Genomic DNA, 18,304 nt, shown 5'->3' with positions numbered 1-18,304 from the left:
GTCCTCCTAGTTAAAATCCAGTTTTAATTGACCATTGATTAATGTCAATTTTGCATTAAAGCTTTTTCCTGCTTTTGAGACAAATCCTTTAATGACATCCGTTCTGCCTTTCGTGCATAAATCTTCGATATGTTTGGCAGACAAACGTTTCTTCAAAAGAGTGGCCGGAAACGTTTGTTTACAACCTTCTTTATACCCGGAGCAACCATAAAAATTCTTCCTTGAAATAATGGTTCCTTTTTTACAGGTCGGGCAAGTTGCGACTTCTTTTCTGCTTACAAAAGTTTCGGTCGTCATATGAAAAGTTTTATCGTTCAGTTGATTCGGGACATCTTGAATCAATTGATTTAAGTATTTAGCGATGCTGCCTAAAAACAATTCAGATGAACCATTACCCGTTCCGATTTTCTTTAAATACGCTTCCCACTTCGCAGTCATGGAAGGGCTGGCAAGTAAATTACCTTCAATCGCTTCACAAAGTACACGACCTTTTTCAGTTATGGACACAATATTTCTCTTCACTTCAATATAGCCATGTCGTTTAATCGTTTCAATAATTCCGCTTCGGGTCGCTTCCGTTCCGAGACCTTCCACTTCTTTAAGGATTTCCGTATCCACCGAATCTTCCACAAACTTGCCACACGTTTTCATCATGGCGATAAGTTGCCCTTCCGTATATGGCTTAGGTGGAGTGGTTTGGCCTTCTTTAATTTCCACTTTACTTTTCACTTGCTCGTGAAGCGAAAGCCTCGGTAAAGTTGGTTCTTTCACGGAAGAGGATTCTTTTTCATTCGAAAATAATGCTTTCCATCCTTTATCAGTTTCGGTTTTACCGCTGGAGAAAAAGGCGAGCCCATTGACATCTGTCGTCACCGTTGTTTCTTTATATAAATAATCAGAGTGGAACATTGCGAGTGTCGTTCTTAACACTTCCTCGTACAGATTTCGTTCCTCACGTGACAACCCAGCCAGTACTTTTTCGCTTGGAATTTTTTTCGTCGGAATGATGGCATAATGCTCCTGCACTTTGGAACTGTCGACATAGCGTTTACTCGGATTTCTTGAAGCTACTGGGAAAGGCTGTTGGATCAACTGTTGATAAGCTTCCACTTGATTGACGAGATATGAAAATTCATTCGGCGTAATGAATTGAGTGTCTGTTCTTGGATAGCTGACCAGTTTCTTTTCATATAAACTTTGCATCGTTGACAGAACTTTCGCAGGACTGTATTTCCACTTACGATTGGCTGTTGCCTGAATAGTGGATAATGCATGAAGCTTTGGCGGAAGAATTTTCTTGTCTTCCGTCTTCAGTTGTTTTACTGTTCCTGGAAGAGAGCCGTCAATTTGATGTTTGTTCAAGATCTCTTGCGCCTCTTCAACGAGCTTCAATTTCCCTTTCGCTTTTCCTTTATACGAGCCATGTTCAGCTTTGAACGTTCCTTCCAGTTCAAAAAAGATTTCGGGAACAAAGCGTTCGATTTCAAGTGCACGTTGGTAAATTAAATAAACAGTGGGAGATTGGACCCGCCCGATGGAAAATACTTCACGAATTCCTTTTTGCTGAATGAGGAGGGTGTAAAGACGGGAGCCATTCATCCCAACAAGCCAATCACTCATTTGTCGCGCTTTCGCTTCTTCATACATCAATAAATCCTTGCGATTGTCTTGCAACTGCATAAACCCTTTGCGCACTTCATCCACTTCCAGTGAATTGATCCACAAACGTTTAATTGTCTTGTTGCGAGCACGCGTGTAATCAAAGATGCTATAAAAAATATTGGACCCTTCACGGTCAACGTCACACGCATTGATAACCGTATCTGCCTCAAAGATCAACTTCTTAATAATCCCAAACTGTTTTGCCTTGCCTTTAGCAATTTGAAATTGAAATTCATCAGGCAGGATCGGCAATGTCTGAAGAGACCATTTCGTCCATTTTGGGTTGTGGGACTTTGGATCACGCAGCTCTACCAAATGCCCGATTCCCCAAGTAATATAGGCTCCTTGAGGGAAAGCCTCACATGGCTGGACATCAAAAAAGCCTTCCTGCTTCTTCACTTTGAAAGCATCTGCATATGCCTTCGCCTGACTTGGCTTTTCAGCAACGATCACTGGTTTCACAAATCCCCCACCTTTCTATCTTTCAATATGTACGAAAATTATATCATTTAGCGAACGCACATTCTACTTTTCAGAGATAGTATCATTGACCGCCTTGTCTAAACCGACTCAATAAACAAGTTAACTCGCTACTGAGATGGTAGTTGCATAGTTAAATAGATTTATCGCTCAAACACGTCTCACGCACTAGTTAATTTGCAGAAACAAAGTAGTACCCGTCACTCACAGAAAAGGGCCTGGAGCGAATTAGCGAAATGGCTCCCATTTAGGTTTAAAGACTTAATGGCTCTATTTTCGCTACGCTCCTAGTTCAAAGAAATAACATCCTCTCATAACAAATAGACTTGGTGAGACAGAGTTTTGCTATCTTTTAAGTTTGTGAAAAATTTATCGCTCATACTTGAGGGTTTATCGCTCATTCCAGAGATTTATCGCTCATATATAGAATTTATCGCTCATATAAGCACATTTATCGCTAAAACACGTCTCATATGCAAGTCAACTTAGTGAAACATTCATTAGCCAACTGATCTTATCAAGGGATGTAAATAACAGAAGAGGATTAGTTCAGGAAGGCCGCTCTACCCTAGCCATTCCAAACCAAATCCTCCCCTCTGAAACAAAGACTTAAATTAAATATTGATGAATTTGCGACAAGTATTCTTGTCCAGTCAACTCGGTCGAGCCGCCACCTTGGGCGAAACTTTCAGAGCCACCACCCTTACCGTTGATGATCGGCAATATTTGTGCTGACAATTGTTTCATATTTGTATGATTTTCTACTCCACGTGCTAAAACCACTTGAAGCAGACCTTCATTTTCTGCAATGAAAATCACGCGGATGCTTGGTGCATCAGCCACTAGAAGTCGGGCAAGTTTTTGCAATTCTTGAATCGGGCGCTGTTGAAAAATACATTCGATGGAATCATTGCTAACCTTATTGGCAAGCAATTCTTTCGCTTCATAATGGAGTAATTGCTCACGCGACTCATCTAGCTGTTTTTCTAGTTTCTTGGCATTCTCAAGCAACACTGTTACCGCCTTTGGTAGCCCTTCATCAGATGCACTTATCAAGCGAGACATTTCCTGCAAAGTCTTTTGTTTACGGTGAAGTTGTGACAAGACCCTACCACCACATACAAAATGTACTCTCACTTTTCCTCTTTGCATTTCCGTATCGAGAATCTTTAATGATCCGATCTGAGTTGTCGATGAGGGATGTGTCCCTCCGCAACCGTTATAATCGAAATCCTCAATAATCACCAACCGAATATCTTCTTCGACTGTTACTTGCTTTCGAAGGGGATAATTCGATAACTCATCTTTTGTCACCCACTTCGTTTCAATCGCACGGTTTTCTAGAATGATTTGATTTGCGCGTTTCTCTACCTCTAGCAATTGTTCGTCCGTTACATTCTTCACATCCAAATCAATTGTGACCAATTCTTTTCCTAAATGAAAACTCGTTGTTTGAATACCAAGCAGTTCAACAAATGCCGCGGTTAAAATATGTTGGCCTGTATGCTGTTGCATGAAGTCAAAACGACGGGTCCAATCAATTTGAAAATCTACCTTTTCCCCCATTTCAAGTGTCGGTTCTGATATGTAATGGCGGATTTCACCATCCACTTCCTCCACATCCTGTACTTCAACTTGATTAATGGTGCCGGTATCGTGGGGTTGCCCTCCACCTGTTGGATAAAAGAGTGTTTCTTCCAGTGTGACATACCATCTATCTGATTCGTCCTTCATCTGACTCACTACAATTGATTTTCCTTTTTGGCAGTAGGCATCTTGGTAATATAATTTATGTTTCAATTTAGTTAATCTCCTTCTGTGGCGCAGATTTTGAACCGCATGTGACTTAACACGCTGAAAAGTGGGTATATAAAATAATGTAACATCTATTAGCAGGAGGAGCCACGAAATGAAAACAGACTTATATCGAGCACGTTATGGACATACACCTGCTTTTCCACTTGCAACAACTCACGCGAAAACATCTTGTAAGTTTCGTGGAGTAATTCCAACCAGTTTTTATGATTCTACATTGCTGACGCAGAAAAAAGCAAAACGAACTGCAATTGAAGAAACGGACATTCTTCATGCAATTAATCGTAATACTGGACAAAAATTTAAATCGATAACTGAAATCAATACCCACGTGGAAATGTTGATGCAAAAAAAGCTTATGACTGATTAAAGTCATAAGCTTTTCTTGTTTGGTTGGAGATTACAATAAATAAAAACCAATCCCCATAATAAGATAGGCGGCAAGTAATGTAAGTCCTTCAAACCAATTGGATTCCCCGTCATTGGAAACGCTGATTGTCAATAGTACAGCAGTAGCCATCGCAACGAGCTCAGGCATTGTAAAAACTAACGGCATTGCTTTCGGCATAAATAAAGAAATAAGAACCAGCACAGGTGCTACGAACATGGCAATTTGCAAAGTAGAACCGATGGCAATCTCCACCGCAACGTCCATTTTGTTTTTCATAGCCATGATAATAGCTGATGAGTGCTCAGCTGCATTCCCAACAATGGCAACGATAATGACCCCGATAAATAGTTCGGACCAGCCAAATTGCTCACCCACCGCTTCAAACGTATGGACCAGACTTTCCGAAACATAAGCAACAGCCAGTGTAGAAAGTAATAAGATGGTTAAGGCTTTTTTCTTCGTCCACTCAGGTTCTTCATGTTCTTCTGTTGTTCCATTGTCCTCACTGTGTGCATACACACCACGATGAGTAACCAATTTAAATACAAGTCCCGCTAGATATAGAACAATCATGATGATTGAAATTCCTACGCTTAATTGTAGCGTTTTGGCTTCATTCATTGACATGGCAAAAATCTCTGGAATGACAAAAGCCACAATTACCGCGAAAACTAGCAAGCCGGAATTATGACGCGCATCATGAATGCTAAATTTTTGGCGCTTAAATTTCAGTCCCCCAAGGAAGAATGATAGTCCTCCCACTAGTAATAAGTTCCCCAGTACCGAACCAGTCAACGAAGCCAAAACGACACCAATCAAACCGGCTTGTAGGGCAAAAATCGAAATAATCAGCTCGACGGCGTTTCCGAATGTGGCATTCAGCAACCCGCCAATTCTAGGGCCACTGACAATCGCCAAACTTTCTGTTGCACGTCCCATAAAGCTGGAGATCGCAATAACCGTTACGGAACAAATAATAAACATAACAATACTGGACCAGTGCATCATCGATCCCACAAATGTTAGTGGCACACCTGCCAGTACGAGAATAGTAAAAATCCGATTCATACGTTCACGCTCCAATTAAATAAATGATATTCTCTTATCCATACCCATTCGACAGGAGATTCTACACGTTTTTGAAAAATTTAATGAACGGGTCAATTTGATATAATTAATTCTTTTTCGAGGAACATTCCAAATCACTAGATAAAGTCATACCAACATGTCAATTAAGGCTTTTCACAATAAAAAATGCCAGGTGGATGGCAATATTCGGCCATCCCCTGACATCTATTGAAGATTCTATGGATTAGTTGACCATAGTCCCGCTTCTTTTATAAAAATGCGTTTGTTCAATTTCAATTGAGCAACGATAAATTCTGCAATATCTTCTGGTTGCATCACTTTGTCTGGATTGCCATCCGTCAAATCATTGTCGATCGCCAAATCCGTAGCCACTGTACTTGGTGTTAGTGCTGTAACACGGATGTTATGCTTACGTACTTCCATTGCAAGTGATTCAGTAATCCCAAGGACCCCGAATTTCGAAGCGCTGTATGCACTTGTAATTGGTGCACCTTTTTGTCCTGCAGAAGAAGAAATGTTGATAATGTCTCCAGCTTGTTGTTCAATCATTCCTGGCAACACAGCGCGTGTCACATAATAAACACCCATCAAATTCACTTGAATGATTTTTTCCCATTCGGCAATTTCAAGATCCATAAATTTACCGAATTTCGCAATCCCTGCATTATTAATCAAAATATCGACTGTGCCAAGTTGATTTGTCAAAGACTCAATTGCACGTGTCACTTCCTCATTTGAAGAAACGTCAGCAGTTGCAAAAACCGCCTTTACACCTTGACCTTCCACTTCGTTCACGACTTGTTGCAAATGCTCTTCAGATCGAGCAAGGAGCCCAACATTTACTCCTTCTTTCGCTAAAGCAATGGCAATCGCAAGGCCAATGCCGCGGCCTGCACCTGTAATAATGGCGTTCTTGCCTTGTAGAGATGTAGCCAATATGGTTTCCTCCTATTCATGATGTGTATATAGTTCCTTGGGAAAAGTATCGTACGTGTCATAAAGTTTTGTCCATTCGCATGGTTCTCCACTCGTGATGCTTTATGTCCGTTCGACTCTAAATGTACAACGTTATTTTAACCAATAGAATGATGAGATAAAAGAAAACTGCCTCGGAAATTCCAACTCACCAATCTGCATAAACATTCAAAAACAAAGTTTATTATGCACGAAAATGAAAATTTGCTACAATTATTAACAATTGGCAATACCTTATAAGGAGGAAGAAAAATGGAAAAATTGATACAACAAAAATTGGAACAGCTCTTTGATGAAATGGTCGCTGTTCGCCGACATTTACATATGTATCCCGAACTGTCACAACAAGAAGTTGAGACTCCTGCATACATTGCCACCAAATTAGAAGCTTTAGGTATGGAAGTGAAACGCGGAGTTGGCGGACGTGGTGTTGTCGGAACAATTAGAGGTGGCAAGCCTGGAAAGACCATTGCTTTCCGTGCAGATTTCGATGCGTTGCCCATTCAGGACGTAAAAGATGTCTCATACAAATCCACAGTTCCTGGTGTGATGCACGCATGTGGTCACGATGGTCACACTTCGGCATTGCTCGCATTTGCTAAAGCGATGATGGAAGTGAAAGAAGAATTGCCAGGCAACATCGTACTGATTCACCAATTTGGGGAAGAACTCTCGCCTGGTGGTGCACGCGCCATGATTGAAGACGGTTGTCTAGAAGGCGTCGACCTCGTTTATGGTGCCCATCTGCAAAGCAAAATGGAGAGTGGAAAAATTTATGTACGAGATGGTTTTCTCCAAGCTTCTGAAGATACCGTTAAAATCGTGGTCCGCGGATCTGGTACACATGGAGCTGAACCACATAATGGTGTCGACCCCATATTGGCTGCAAGTTATATCATGGTGGCACTTCAGACAATTGTCAGCCGCAATGCAGACCCGTTAAAGGAACTGGTCGTATCGATTGGGAAGTTTCATGCCGGAGATGCTGACAATGTCATTCCAAGTGAAGCGGTGCTTGAAGGCACCATTCGTGTGTTCGATCCAGAACTACGTAAATTAGCCAGCAAACGCATTCGTGAAATTGCGGAAAACGTCGCTATAGGTCTTGGCGCAAAAGCAATTGTCACCATTGACAATGGTTATGACGCACTTTGGAACCACCAAGAAGCAATGGAGACTGTTCGACAGGCAGGTTATAAGCTTTACGGAATGGATGCAGTCGTGGAAACACCACCCGTCATGCCTGTAGAAGATTTCAGTTACTACACACAAGTTGTGCCCGGAGCCTATTTCTTTGTCGGTGCAAAATTACAAGACGAATCACTTGTATTTCCCCACCACCATGAACAATTTGATTTCGATGAAACAGCCATGTTGGTGACCGCCAAGCTATTTGCGGCCATTTTTTTTAAAGCACAACAATAAAAGAGCAAAACATTGTCTTTCTCCAGAAAAATCGTGTCCTCCTCCAAGCGAATGGACAAAAACGTCAGGTGAATGGACATAAACTGAAGTTATTTGAATGAAAAACCACTTTGAGTGGACAGAAACCCATGTTGAATGGACGAAAACTCACATTGACTGGACGAAAAAACAATCTCCAAATCAAATGTGTAACCTTATACTTCTTAATCTCTTCATAATTGCGAGCGGGACCAGCAGCCAACTTCTTGGCCAGTCCACGCTCGTTTTTTCTTTATTAACACCACTCCTCTTTTCAAATTTTCACGTCCCAAACCCGTCTTAACTTTCATTTTCATTACCTAATGTTAGAAAACCTAACATATGATATTAGGAATTCGAAAGGAGAAGGAAAATGAAAAAAATTGAAGCGATTATTCGACCAGATGTATTTTCTGATGTTCGAAAAGCATTGGTGCGAGAAGGAATTGATGGTTTAACGGTAACTGAAATAGCGGGATGCGGCAGACAAGAAGGTCGTACGGGGTTATTTCGCGGCAATGCGTATGAAATGGAATTTTCAGCGAAGCTAAAATTGGAGATGGTCATTGAGGATTTTAAGGTTGAACCCATAATTGAAGCAATCTTAAATCACGCAGTTACAGGCGAAGTTGGAGACGGCAAGATCTTCATTCTTCCTGTGGATGAAGCAATTCGAATTCGAACAAGAGAACGCGGCGCAGTCGCTGTATTTTAAGGGGGAGTAAAAATGGAAGCAGTACAAAGCTCCCTCAGTCGATATGATGTGGATGATGATTGGTGCAATTTTGGTATTTTTTATGCACGCGGGGTTTGCAATGGTCGAGACAGGATTTACTCGTTCTAAAAATACAGTGAATATCTTGATGAAAAATTTATTAACGTTATCCATTGGCGCTATTCTTTATTTTATCGTGGGATTTGCCCTCATGTTTGGCACTTCCGCTTTCGGACTTATTGGTACAGAAGGGTTTGCCCTACTTGGTCGTGAAGATATTGGATTCTTTGTTTTCCAGGCTGTTTTTGCCGCAACATGCGCAACCATCATCTCTGGAGCCGTTGCTGAACGGATGAAATTATCTTCTTACCTACTATTGGTCGTTGCCATGACGGGTGTTATCTATCCGATTGTCGGCCACTGGGTATGGGGTGGCGGTTGGTTGTCCCAACTCGGTTTTATTGACTTTGCCGGATCGTCAGTTGTTCACTTAACCGGGGCTGTCGGGGCATTAATTGCCGCATGGCTGATTGGTCCACGCATCGGAAAATACAGTGACCATTCCGTCAATGTCATTCCTGGGCACAGCATACCTCTTGGGGCGCTCGGTGTCTTTATTTTATGGCTTGGTTGGTTTGGCTTTAATGGTGCAAGCACTTTGGCAGCTGACACAACATTAGTGCCGATTGTCATTGCCAATACTTTACTTGCTGCATCGGCCGCAGTTTTGTCCACTGCTTTACACACCAAACTTCGCTACAAACAGATGGATGCTTCTCTTACACTGAACGGGGCTTTAAGTGGCCTTGTCGGGATTACCGCAGGCTGCGCGAACGTTTCATTAATCGGCTCAATTATCATCGGACTGATCGCTGGAGTCATTATGACAGAAAGCATTCGTTTCTTTGATGTAAAAGCTAAAATTGATGACCCCGTCGGCGCGATTTCGGTACATGGGATCGGAGGCATTTGGGGAACGCTTGCAGTAGGTTTATTTGATACGACAAATGGCTTATTTTATGGAGGTGGCGTAGGTATTCTTGCCATTCAAATCGTCGGGATTGTCGCAATTATTACTTGGACTTCCATCACTGTTGGCGGGAGTTTGATGGCAATTCGATTGTTCTTCATATTACGGGTGTCAAAAGAAGAAGAGAAAATCGGTCTCGACTTTGCCGAACACGGAACACAAGCTTATGAATTGAACGACGTTTTCAAAGGGACAACGCCACGCTCTGAAGAGTTTGCCCAACGTCTGACTAAACTCGGTAAATCACCACAAGCAGGTTAAATGAACAAAGTGCCGGAACCCAAAGGTCTGAGATACTCACCTTGGTTTCCGGCACTTTTTACTTGAATAAATTAATATTGATTTTCCAGTTCCGCAACAATCGATTCGACTTCTTTACGGGAGATTTTTTCACGACCTATTTTCATCGCTTTTAACGTACTGTTTGCCAAAGCAAGCGGCACTTTACAAAACATCGTGATTCCACGATTGTTAATATCTTTAACATAATCGCTTCCCATCGCCAAGTTCTGCTTCGCATATAGAAATAAATCTTCCCGTTCCCAGCCGTCAGGCAAGAAACGTACGCCACGTTCCCAATCTTCGTCTTGGTTACGCAGAATGTTTACAGCTTGTAACCCTCGTCCAAAAGCAATCGCTTTTTCACGATCAGTTTCTGTATTATCATGCCATTTCCATAAATCGGACAGCATACATCCTACGAGACCCGCTACATAATAGGTGTAATCATCCAGATCTTCTTTGGTCTTGATACGCCAGTCCTTGTCCACCCATTTTGCCATACCTTCCGCCATAACAGCAGTTGACTCTTTTACTTTTTCAACGACATCCGGTGGACACAATAAAATCCAATCACCGAGACGTTGTGTCACAGTGGGAAGCAAGTTTTGATAAGGCTGAATTAGAGCACGGTATTTTTCAGGATCAAAAGTTGTCTTCATACTTTCGCTAATTGACGTTAGTAATTGACGCTTCGTTTCCGCCTTCATATCTGGGTGATCTTCGATTTCATCAATCGCTCGCATGCACAAATACGCAGACGCTACCGTTTTTCTCAATGTAGGTTCCAAAAAATTAATGGGAATGAAAAATGTACGACTCGTTTGTTTTAACACATCCATGGCTTCACGTTGCAATAAGACAGCCTCACTCATCCTCGATTCCTCCCGTTCCAATCCATATGTATTCCTATGATATGACCATTTCAAAAGGTTTTAATCCTCTTATCATACAATAAAAATTCTGTTTCGTACGAAACAAAAATAGAAAATTCAAGAAACTAGTGAAAAAGAACGACTCTATAACAAAAAGCGCCAAGAATCTGCAGGATATGCAAGACAACCTTCATCTCTGCACTTCCTTTATATACCTGACACTTTCATGAGTACACTATTCTTTTAATTTTCGATTCATGGCTGTGGCAGCCGAGTGCGCACGATGATCCGCTGCAATATCACCAGGTCGACTCGCTTTTCCGAGTACATACCCTTCAAAAGAAATGCTCATAAATTGAAAAATGTAGTTGAATTGTTGAATAAGAGGCAAGCCTTTTACATGCGGATTATCGCCACCCACCGCAATAACATAAGCCTTTTTCGTACCAAGCTGATCTTTAAAACCAGGGAATTTTTCATCCCGCATCGTGTGAGACCATCGATCAATAAAGTTTTTCATGGTCCCGGTCATACTGTACCAATAAATTGGTGTCGCAAATATGATGGTCTCATGTTTCATCATCCGCTCGACTAACCCGCTGTAATCATCATTCACATCCGAGAAGCCACCTTCAGTATGGCGGCGGTCGTCAATTGGTTCAATTTTATAATCACGTAAATAAATTTGTTCAACTTCGAGTCCTTCAATTGCATATTTAGTTAATTGCTCGGTATTTCCATTCGGCCGGGTACTCCCGTATATTACAACAATACTCATATTGGATCAGTCTCCTTTACGTTGTTAAATTAAGTCGGCAATTAATAGTGTATGCCACAACCCATTTAAAATTAACGAAAACCACTTAAATAAATCCGCTGATTTTTTCGATTATTATCCACATGTGGATAACCGTCCACATGGCCGACCTATGCACATTTTGTGGACAGTTTACCTTTTATCCGTGCATAACTTTTTTCTTACTCCCCTTTTCTACGTCTTTCATAAGAAACTGCATACGCATCTTTACGAAATGGCAGAATTTCATCGTCCGAACATACAATTCCTGTGGGTAAAACGGTGGGATCAAAGATAAACGTATCGTCTCCGACCATTTCTTTTGAATGAATGCTTAATACCCCGGCATCAATTCGAGTCCGCTCTTTTGGCCATTCTTTCGTCGGATCGTCCGTTGGGTCATGTTCTTCCCCAATTACGATATGTAGACGGAAGCGCACTTCTTCTGTTTTTAAACGTTGTGCCAGTTCTGCTTCCAGGTAATCAGGAGGCAATGTCGCCAATTCTTTCACTGTGAAAGTTTCGACTCCCAATTCCGGTTCCCATTCAAACTTCACAGGTGTCCGCTCGCCTTCATCATTAATCAAGTAAAAAGCATGCACCGCGTAATATCGACCCGTTGCATAACTCTTTGTATGTTTGAGTTTACGTATCATCTGAAAAGCAGCCCGGCTTTCAGGATAAGTCGCAAATAGTTTAACCATCTCTTTAAAATCCGGTTTGCCTTCTTTGAATGACGTAATCGTCTTTAACATATCAAAAAAAGTCTGAGGTGACTTCGTGACGAAAATCGGCAACGTGATTCCCACTAAGCTATGGATGTCCCCTTCTGGCAATTGAAATTGTACGGACATTCCTTTTACAGCAGCAAGGGCATCTGCCGTCTCAGGGTTAGGTGAACTGTTTGAAAAGCGAACAATCGCTGAAACTTCACTTCCGGTTAAATGAGCGGCCTTTGTATATTGGGATGCTTTTCCCGTCGGAGTAAAAGTCGCTTGATACAATACACCTTTGGCATGTGCCCGACGATAACCTGGGTGTTTACCAGCCAATTTTTCTATGTAATTCACCGTTCTCGTTGCCAATACTTTTTCATTTGTATTTTCCACCATATTGAGACCTCCTTAATTACTGCAACTCATAGTCCAAACTCTTTTTAAGGTGTACACTTAGAAAAGGTATACTTCATTCTCAAGATACCCATTAAAGAAATTAAACTAACTTATAGAAGAAGGCGGAATTTACGTGACCCATTCAGAACAAACTAACTTACCACCAAAGACGTGTTCAATCGAACGCTTAATTACAATGGAATCAGATATTGAAAAAGTGCTAAATGGTCAAAAGACAGCAACACGTCGAAACGGACGTTATGCTGATATCGGAGAAATCATGGAGTTAAAAGGACAGTCGTTCATCATCAACAATGTATACATTCAGACATTGGGTGAATTAACTGATGAACATGCTCGTCATGAAGGATTTCAAACTGTAGAAGAATATAAACAATCCATTTTGTCGTATCATCCTAGAATGCCTTGGTTACCGACAATGACCGTCTGGGTTCATGAATTTGCACCGGTAAACGCATAAGCCATGAATGGTTATTACATTTACATCGTCTTCACCCATGTTTTAAGTGCCGTCTTGTCAGTCGGTCCCTTGTTTGTATTATTCGCTGTTCTAAGAAAAATGCAAGAGAGTGACCGCCTGCTTGATCAGACGCATATTTCTATTTTTCGTTCTGTCGTTCGCCTTATAAAACATGCTGGGCATGTCCTCGTCGGTTCCGGAGTTTTACTCGTAATTTTCGGACCATGGCCATGGCATACTCCATGGATTGTGATGACGATTGCACTGATGGTAGTCTCCATTTTCTTTCTTGCCCGTGCATTTTCAAGTACACTCAAGAAATTTGATGATCTTGAAGCTGACCGCGTTTTTTTAATTAAGAAGCTTCGCAAAGCTACGTGGATTTATATTATTTTATTAGTGCTTATGCTCGCTTTAATGGTGATAAAGCCAACTATGTGGTAGATCAAGTCGACGCTGGATGAACATTCATCCTGCGTCGTTTTTTTATACTTTATCCTTTAATGAATAATCTGAGCAAATATTGCCATAGTAAGATGGATTAATTTATTAGTTGAATTTAAGGAGGATATTCAATGGAAGATCATACTCAAATGAGTTGGAAAGAAGATACAATCATTGGTCAATTGACTAATTCTATCGATAACGCCAGCATGGCGGTAGGACAAGCTTTAACGAACCCATCTGAGCAATTTATCCACCAAGCTCACGAAATGCTTGAGCGTGCGGATCGAGCGGTTGAAAATGCGTTGAAAAATCAAGGGCAATCAGACCCGATTAGTTCCCTTCAGGATCAATTAAACCAACAAAAGGAAAAACTGAACCGTCTTCACTAATGGATTGAAAGTACAAAGACGTTATTTTATTAACAGCATTCCCATAAAGTGGCCGGACATTCTTTCAGCCACTTATCCGATAAATTCACACTTCTTCGGGGAAGCCCATCAGTCATGCTGATGGGTTTTATCCGTTTTATATACAATCGCTCAGGGTATTAATAAAACTAGACGAAATATATACGGAGGTGCTTCACAAATGGAAGAACAAACAAGAATGATTGTTCAACAATCCTTGAATGCATTATTGGAAAACGAGACGTTTCTGTCTGAATTAAAAGGGGACTTGCGAAAAACCGCTTTCACTTCACTTAGCGCAATCCTATCAACACCGAATCAAATACATAAATCATTTTTGCGTATCCCGCTGGAAGCAGGCGAAGTTATACGCATTCCTTCCTATCGCGTCCATCATAATGATGCACTGGGTCCATACAAGGGCGGAATTCGTTTTCACGAGTCCGTAAACGAAGAGGAAGTCGTTAACTTAGCCTTTTTGATGACGTTAAAAAATGCTTTGCACAACGTACCTTTTGGAGGAGGTAAAGGCGGAATTATCATTGACCCCAAAGCCTTTACCGAACGGGAGCTGCAACGTATTTGCATTAAATACGTCCGCTATTTCAACAATGTCCTAGGTCCGGACAAAGACATTCCCGCACCGGATGTCGGCTCAGGAGAGCGTGAAATGGACTGGATGATGGCTGAATACAAGAAAATAAATCATGGTCAACCATACCTTGGCAGTTTTACAGGAAAAAGCGTTATCAACGGCGGATCTTTAGGGAGACGTGAAGCGACCGGTAAAGGTGTCTACTTCACTTTCCGTTATTTATTGAACGACTATGTAAAATCAAACGAAGAAACACTTGCTGCATCTTCCAATCCTTTTGCCAAGACTGCGGTAGAGTACGTTGACCGTCCATTAAATGTCGCTGTACAAGGATTCGGAAATGTAGGTTCAGTGACTGCTCTAGAAGCATTCCGTTGCCAGCATATTCAAAACAAAGTCGTAGCGGTAAGCGACCGCAACGTCACGTTATTCAATGCAGACGGACTGGATATACCTGCACTCGTGAACTATACAGCCACCAATCGCGGGGATTTACCTACCACCCCTGAACAATTGAATGAAATAAATGTGAATGCTGAAATTCGTTCTCGGGAAGAAATTTTAACAATGAACGTGGATGTATTATTCCTGGCAGCGCTTGAAAATCAGCTGACAGATCAAAATAAGGAACAAATTAAAGCTCGCATCATCGTTGAAGGCGCAAATGCACCAACCACTAAAGAAGCTGATGATTATTTAAGCGAAAAAGGTGTCGTCATCATTCCTGACATTTTAGCGAATGCAGGAGGAGTAATTGTTTCTTACCTGGAATGGTTGCAGGGACGCGAAACGCAGTTCTATACAGAAGAACAAGTTCACACCCAACTGCTTGAAAAAATGAAGAACACCATGGATATCATCCTTCCACAATATTTTGGCGACCCTTTCCCACTTCGTCAAAACTGTTACATTCACTCAGTAACGCGTTTATCAACTGTTTTATACAAACAAGGCAAGCTTTATTAAACAATAAAAAGCCGCAAGCTGATTCTTTTCAGCTTGCGACTTTTTTGTGATTAAACGTGTATTTTTTCTGTTTGGAGCTCAATCAAAACAGGATCTGCCGTTCTCTTGAAATCTAAGGTCATCTTCTCTAATTCAATTCGCATTTTCTCTGTCTCTGCGATAAAGTTTTGACCTCTCAATTTTTCAAGTTCCAATTCATCTTTCAGCATTTTCGCTCTCAACTTTTGATTACCTCGAAGATGCCCCAAAATTATGGCTGTAAGTGGAATTGAAAATACCATAACTACGGCGATTAACCCTATTAAATTATCCATACTTTCACCTCTATTTCATTAGTTGCGTTTATCTGACATTCTCATTAACCGTATAACTTCTGTATACGGTCAAAAGGTAAGCTTGGTTTCATTTGGAATTGAAATGCCACTTGCCGCTTCAGCTTCTTCTGAATCATTAAAACTCTGGATATAAGCAACTTTGCCGTTATTCATCTTGATATATGAATAAACAAGTGCTTCTTTTTTATTCTCCCCATCTTCACTCTTCCAAATTCTTCGATGTTTTAAAATCAATTTTTCCTCATTTACATAACTTTTCAATGTCAATAAAGTAAGACCCGACCTATTAATGCAATTCATTAAAGCGTTATGGCCGAAATTTGATCCTTTATCATCAACTACCTCAACGTTTGCTTCCGTTAGCTTAAGCAATTCCTCATACTTCCGTTCGTTCAAATATTGCTGCCACTTCGCGGCAACGATAAGGGTGAGCTGATTTTTCATAAAGATAAATCTCCCATCTGTATGATTTGCCACATTAAAGGTCTCTTTCATTAAATATCTGTATCTTTAGTTTTATATAGGATATAGAATTCGACAATCCTTTTAGAAAACCTCCTTCAAATGTCGCATAATAATTACAGTCTTACATATTATTTTCCATCCGTTTACCTTTTAGACCATGATTATTTGACACTCACAAAAAATTGGCAGGAACCGCCCCTTCGCTTTCCGTAGGCTTGGCTTCAGCCACCTAAAGGAGGGGCAGCTCAAGCTATTCCCACAGGAGTCATCGTGGCATTTACGAGTATGAAGCTAGATGCACCAACAATGATGTTCTTCTACAACTAGAGCGAGTTATCAAAACTTAGTTGCAACCTAAAGTCAAAGTTTATAATGGTCCTAAAAACAACATCAACACTGGGTTTATGGCACGTCAAAATTGTGTATTTATCTCACAAAAAAACGCCAGTCCCTTAGAGGTCCGAGTAGCTCTCTAAGGGTCTGACGCTTTTTGAATTTAGTTAATAATGCCTCGTTCGATGGCCTGAGCAGTCAGTTCATCTCTGAATTTCGGATGCGCAATACTGATTAGTTGTTTCGCACGGTCACTGATTGAACGTCCATGTAATCGTGCGATTCCGTATTCCGTGACCACATTGTCGACATCATTTTTTCCAGTTGTGACAACCGAGCCTGGGGTTAAATCCAACTTAATCCTCGAAATGGTGTCGTTCTTAGCGGTGGAATGCATACAAATGAAACCTTTGCCGTTATTCGCAAAACGAACTCCTCTTGCAAAATCAATTTGACCTCCACTTGAAGAATAGTATTTTCCACCAACCGTTTCTGAAGCACATTGCCCATATAAATCAACTTCAGTAGTAGCATTAATGGATACGATATTTTCTTCTTTGGCGATTTCACGGGGATCATTCACCACACTTACAGGTAAAAACTCTACAGATGGATTGTTGTGGATAAAATCGTATAGACGTTGCGTTCCATATGCAAATGTCGCGACAATCTTTCCTTTGTTCGTGAACTTTTTCGTGCCATCAACCGCACCTGATTCGACCAAATCCACAATCCCATCGGGTAGCATTTCCGTATGGATGCCTAGGTTGCGGTGATTTTTCAATAAGCTCATAACCGCATTCGGAACTGACCCTATCCCAATTTGAAGGGTATCTCCATCCTGAATATCCGCAGCTACTTTTTCAGCGATGCGCATATCTTTTTCCCCGATTTCCGGAACCACTTCTTCTGCCAATGCCGTATCGTGTTCAACATATCCGGCAATCTGACTTACATGAATTTGATTGAGTCCAAATGTACGCGGCATATTTCGGTTTACTTCCAAGATGAATGGTACTTCCCCAATAAACTCCGCTACATAATCAGCTTGAGTCCCAAGCGAAAAATAACCATGCTCGTCCATAGGAGAAGCTACCGAAAAAATCATCGACATCTTCGTTACTTTCGAAAGCATTCTCGGCACCTCATGAAAATTGTTTGGCACCAATTCCATTTGGGCTTGCTGATACGTTTTGCGAGTAGCACCACTTAAAAAGTACGATACATGCGAAAGCTGATCAGGCATTTCCCCTAGAATATACTTCCGCGGATGCAAAGCCAACATTTGATGAATCTTCACACCACTTAGTTCATTTGCATGTTCTTCCAATATATCGAGCAACCGAATCGGCTCACCATTCGCAATCGGTATAATAATGTCTGCTTCCTTATCTATTAAGTTAATTACACTTTTTTCGTCCAGTAATTTAGTCAAAATCAAACACTCCTGTCAAAACTTCTTCGTCTTACTTTAGCATAAAAATGTTCTTTTCTTATTCAAGTGCATGCCAGGTAGACAGAATGAACTTCCAGGTAGACAGATTAATCCACCAGGTAGACAGAACCGAACTCCAGGTTGCACAAAATGCTTTCGGCTTTTATGAAAGGTGCTT

The 18,304-nt window shown here is 41.1% G+C and carries 18 protein-coding genes; 8 read left to right on the top strand and 10 right to left on the bottom strand.

Annotated elements, in window-relative coordinates; genetic code table 11:
• Positions 1–6 precede the first annotated feature (6 nt).
• On the bottom strand, positions 7–2,124 hold the full coding sequence (locus ACQKEV_RS02180; protein WP_427442926.1) for a DNA topoisomerase 3: 2,118 nt from the start codon (positions 2,122–2,124) through the stop codon (positions 7–9).
• 627 nt (positions 2,125–2,751) lie between these two features.
• On the bottom strand, positions 2,752–3,969 hold the full coding sequence (locus tag ACQKEV_RS02175) for an alanyl-tRNA editing protein (protein ID WP_427444797.1): 1,218 nt from the start codon (positions 3,967–3,969) through the stop codon (positions 2,752–2,754).
• An 82-nt stretch (positions 3,970–4,051) separates the two neighbouring features.
• On the opposite strand from ACQKEV_RS02175, the gene ACQKEV_RS02170 reads away from it, so the two are divergent.
• Positions 4,052–4,327, top strand: a complete 276-nt coding sequence (locus tag ACQKEV_RS02170) for a hypothetical protein (protein WP_427442924.1) — start codon at positions 4,052–4,054, stop codon at positions 4,325–4,327.
• A gap of 30 nt (positions 4,328–4,357) precedes the next feature.
• Here the strand turns inward: ACQKEV_RS02170 and cax are convergent, their stop codons facing one another.
• Both cax and ACQKEV_RS02160 read right to left on the bottom strand, forming a co-directional pair.
• Entirely contained in the window at positions 4,358–5,416 is a 1,059-nt protein-coding gene (gene cax, locus ACQKEV_RS02165) for a calcium/proton exchanger (RefSeq protein ID WP_427442922.1), read from the bottom strand.
• Positions 5,417–5,653: 237 nt separating this feature from the next.
• A complete protein-coding gene (locus ACQKEV_RS02160) occupies positions 5,654–6,373 on the bottom strand; it encodes a 3-ketoacyl-ACP reductase (protein ID WP_427442920.1) in 720 nt (239 codons plus the stop codon).
• 291 nt (positions 6,374–6,664) lie between these two features.
• Between ACQKEV_RS02160 and ACQKEV_RS02155 the strand changes: the two genes are divergently transcribed.
• The 3 genes from ACQKEV_RS02155 to ACQKEV_RS02145 all read left to right on the top strand — a co-directional run bounded on the left by ACQKEV_RS02155 (position 6,665) and on the right by ACQKEV_RS02145 (position 9,861).
• A complete protein-coding gene (locus tag ACQKEV_RS02155) occupies positions 6,665–7,837 on the top strand; it encodes a M20 metallopeptidase family protein (protein ID WP_427442918.1) in 1,173 nt (390 codons plus the stop codon).
• 391 nt (positions 7,838–8,228) lie between these two features.
• Positions 8,229–8,570, top strand: coding sequence for a P-II family nitrogen regulator (locus tag ACQKEV_RS02150; protein ID WP_424472109.1), 342 nt, complete (start codon positions 8,229–8,231; stop codon positions 8,568–8,570).
• 43 nt (positions 8,571–8,613) lie between these two features.
• The gene (locus ACQKEV_RS02145; RefSeq protein ID WP_427442916.1) at positions 8,614–9,861 is read left to right on the top strand and encodes an ammonium transporter; all 1,248 of its coding nucleotides are present in this window, start codon (positions 8,614–8,616) and stop codon (positions 9,859–9,861) included.
• Between the two features lie 71 nt (positions 9,862–9,932).
• On the opposite strand, the gene ACQKEV_RS02140 is transcribed toward ACQKEV_RS02145, so the two are convergent.
• The 3 genes from ACQKEV_RS02140 to ACQKEV_RS02130 form a co-directional block, all read right to left on the bottom strand.
• A complete protein-coding gene (locus tag ACQKEV_RS02140; protein ID WP_427442915.1) occupies positions 9,933–10,754 on the bottom strand; it encodes a squalene/phytoene synthase family protein in 822 nt (273 codons plus the stop codon).
• A 235-nt stretch (positions 10,755–10,989) separates the two neighbouring features.
• Entirely contained in the window at positions 10,990–11,532 is a 543-nt protein-coding gene (locus ACQKEV_RS02135; RefSeq protein WP_427442913.1) for a flavodoxin family protein, read from the bottom strand.
• Positions 11,533–11,732: 200 nt separating this feature from the next.
• Positions 11,733–12,662 carry a catalase family peroxidase gene (locus ACQKEV_RS02130; protein WP_427442911.1) on the bottom strand — a complete coding sequence of 310 codons (930 nt, stop codon included), beginning with the start codon at positions 12,660–12,662 and terminating at the stop codon, positions 11,733–11,735.
• Between the two features lie 133 nt (positions 12,663–12,795).
• Here ACQKEV_RS02130 and ACQKEV_RS02125 point away from each other — a divergent pair, with 133 nt between their 5' ends.
• From ACQKEV_RS02125 to ACQKEV_RS02110, 4 genes are all read left to right on the top strand, one after another.
• A complete protein-coding gene (locus tag ACQKEV_RS02125; protein WP_427442909.1) occupies positions 12,796–13,143 on the top strand; it encodes an ASCH domain-containing protein in 348 nt (115 codons plus the stop codon).
• Positions 13,144–13,146: 3 nt separating this feature from the next.
• Positions 13,147–13,587: a DUF2269 family protein gene (locus ACQKEV_RS02120; protein ID WP_427442907.1), complete on the top strand. Its 441-nt coding sequence runs from the start codon at positions 13,147–13,149 to the stop codon at positions 13,585–13,587.
• Positions 13,588–13,718: 131 nt separating this feature from the next.
• A complete protein-coding gene (locus tag ACQKEV_RS02115) occupies positions 13,719–13,979 on the top strand; it encodes a hypothetical protein (RefSeq protein WP_427442905.1) in 261 nt (86 codons plus the stop codon).
• A 199-nt stretch (positions 13,980–14,178) separates the two neighbouring features.
• Positions 14,179–15,558 carry a Glu/Leu/Phe/Val family dehydrogenase gene (locus ACQKEV_RS02110; protein ID WP_427442903.1) on the top strand — a complete coding sequence of 460 codons (1,380 nt, stop codon included), beginning with the start codon at positions 14,179–14,181 and terminating at the stop codon, positions 15,556–15,558.
• 50 nt (positions 15,559–15,608) lie between these two features.
• Here ACQKEV_RS02110 and ACQKEV_RS02105 read toward each other — a convergent pair whose 3' ends face one another.
• From ACQKEV_RS02105 to ACQKEV_RS02095, 3 genes are all read right to left on the bottom strand, one after another.
• Entirely contained in the window at positions 15,609–15,872 is a 264-nt protein-coding gene (locus tag ACQKEV_RS02105; protein ID WP_427442901.1) for a hypothetical protein, read from the bottom strand.
• Between the two features lie 69 nt (positions 15,873–15,941).
• Positions 15,942–16,337, bottom strand: coding sequence for a hypothetical protein (locus ACQKEV_RS02100; protein ID WP_427442899.1), 396 nt, complete (start codon positions 16,335–16,337; stop codon positions 15,942–15,944).
• A gap of 517 nt (positions 16,338–16,854) precedes the next feature.
• Positions 16,855–18,126 carry an acetyl-CoA hydrolase/transferase family protein gene (locus ACQKEV_RS02095; protein WP_427442897.1) on the bottom strand — a complete coding sequence of 424 codons (1,272 nt, stop codon included), beginning with the start codon at positions 18,124–18,126 and terminating at the stop codon, positions 16,855–16,857.
• Positions 18,127–18,304 lie beyond the last annotated feature (178 nt).

This window comes from Paenisporosarcina sp. NPDC076907 (genome assembly GCF_050269735.1).
In the GTDB taxonomy this organism is placed as follows: Bacteria; Bacillota; Bacilli; order Bacillales_A; family Planococcaceae; genus Paenisporosarcina.
The sequence above is the reverse complement of the archived record's forward strand: the minus strand, read 5'-3'. Positions and strand labels throughout refer to the sequence as shown.

Excerpts from the sequence above, each read along its gene's own strand:
- ACQKEV_RS02170 (WP_427442924.1), top strand. The coding sequence starts at position 4,052 with ATGAAAACAGACTTATATCGAGCACGTTATGGACATACACCTGCTTTT.
- cax (WP_427442922.1), bottom strand. The coding sequence starts at position 5,416 with ATGAATCGGATTTTTACTATTCTCGTACTGGCAGGTGTGCCACTAACA.
- ACQKEV_RS02155 (WP_427442918.1), top strand. The coding sequence starts at position 6,665 with ATGGAAAAATTGATACAACAAAAATTGGAACAGCTCTTTGATGAAATG.
- ACQKEV_RS02150 (WP_424472109.1), top strand. The coding sequence starts at position 8,229 with ATGAAAAAAATTGAAGCGATTATTCGACCAGATGTATTTTCTGATGTT.
- ACQKEV_RS02145 (WP_427442916.1), top strand. The coding sequence starts at position 8,614 with ATGATGTGGATGATGATTGGTGCAATTTTGGTATTTTTTATGCACGCG.
- ACQKEV_RS02140 (WP_427442915.1), bottom strand. The coding sequence starts at position 10,754 with ATGAGTGAGGCTGTCTTATTGCAACGTGAAGCCATGGATGTGTTAAAA.
- ACQKEV_RS02135 (WP_427442913.1), bottom strand. The coding sequence starts at position 11,532 with ATGAGTATTGTTGTAATATACGGGAGTACCCGGCCGAATGGAAATACC.
- ACQKEV_RS02130 (WP_427442911.1), bottom strand. The coding sequence starts at position 12,662 with ATGGTGGAAAATACAAATGAAAAAGTATTGGCAACGAGAACGGTGAAT.
- ACQKEV_RS02120 (WP_427442907.1), top strand. The coding sequence starts at position 13,147 with ATGAATGGTTATTACATTTACATCGTCTTCACCCATGTTTTAAGTGCC.
- ACQKEV_RS02115 (WP_427442905.1), top strand. The coding sequence starts at position 13,719 with ATGGAAGATCATACTCAAATGAGTTGGAAAGAAGATACAATCATTGGT.
- ACQKEV_RS02110 (WP_427442903.1), top strand. The coding sequence starts at position 14,179 with ATGGAAGAACAAACAAGAATGATTGTTCAACAATCCTTGAATGCATTA.
- ACQKEV_RS02105 (WP_427442901.1), bottom strand. The coding sequence starts at position 15,872 with ATGGATAATTTAATAGGGTTAATCGCCGTAGTTATGGTATTTTCAATT.
- ACQKEV_RS02100 (WP_427442899.1), bottom strand. The coding sequence starts at position 16,337 with ATGAAAAATCAGCTCACCCTTATCGTTGCCGCGAAGTGGCAGCAATAT.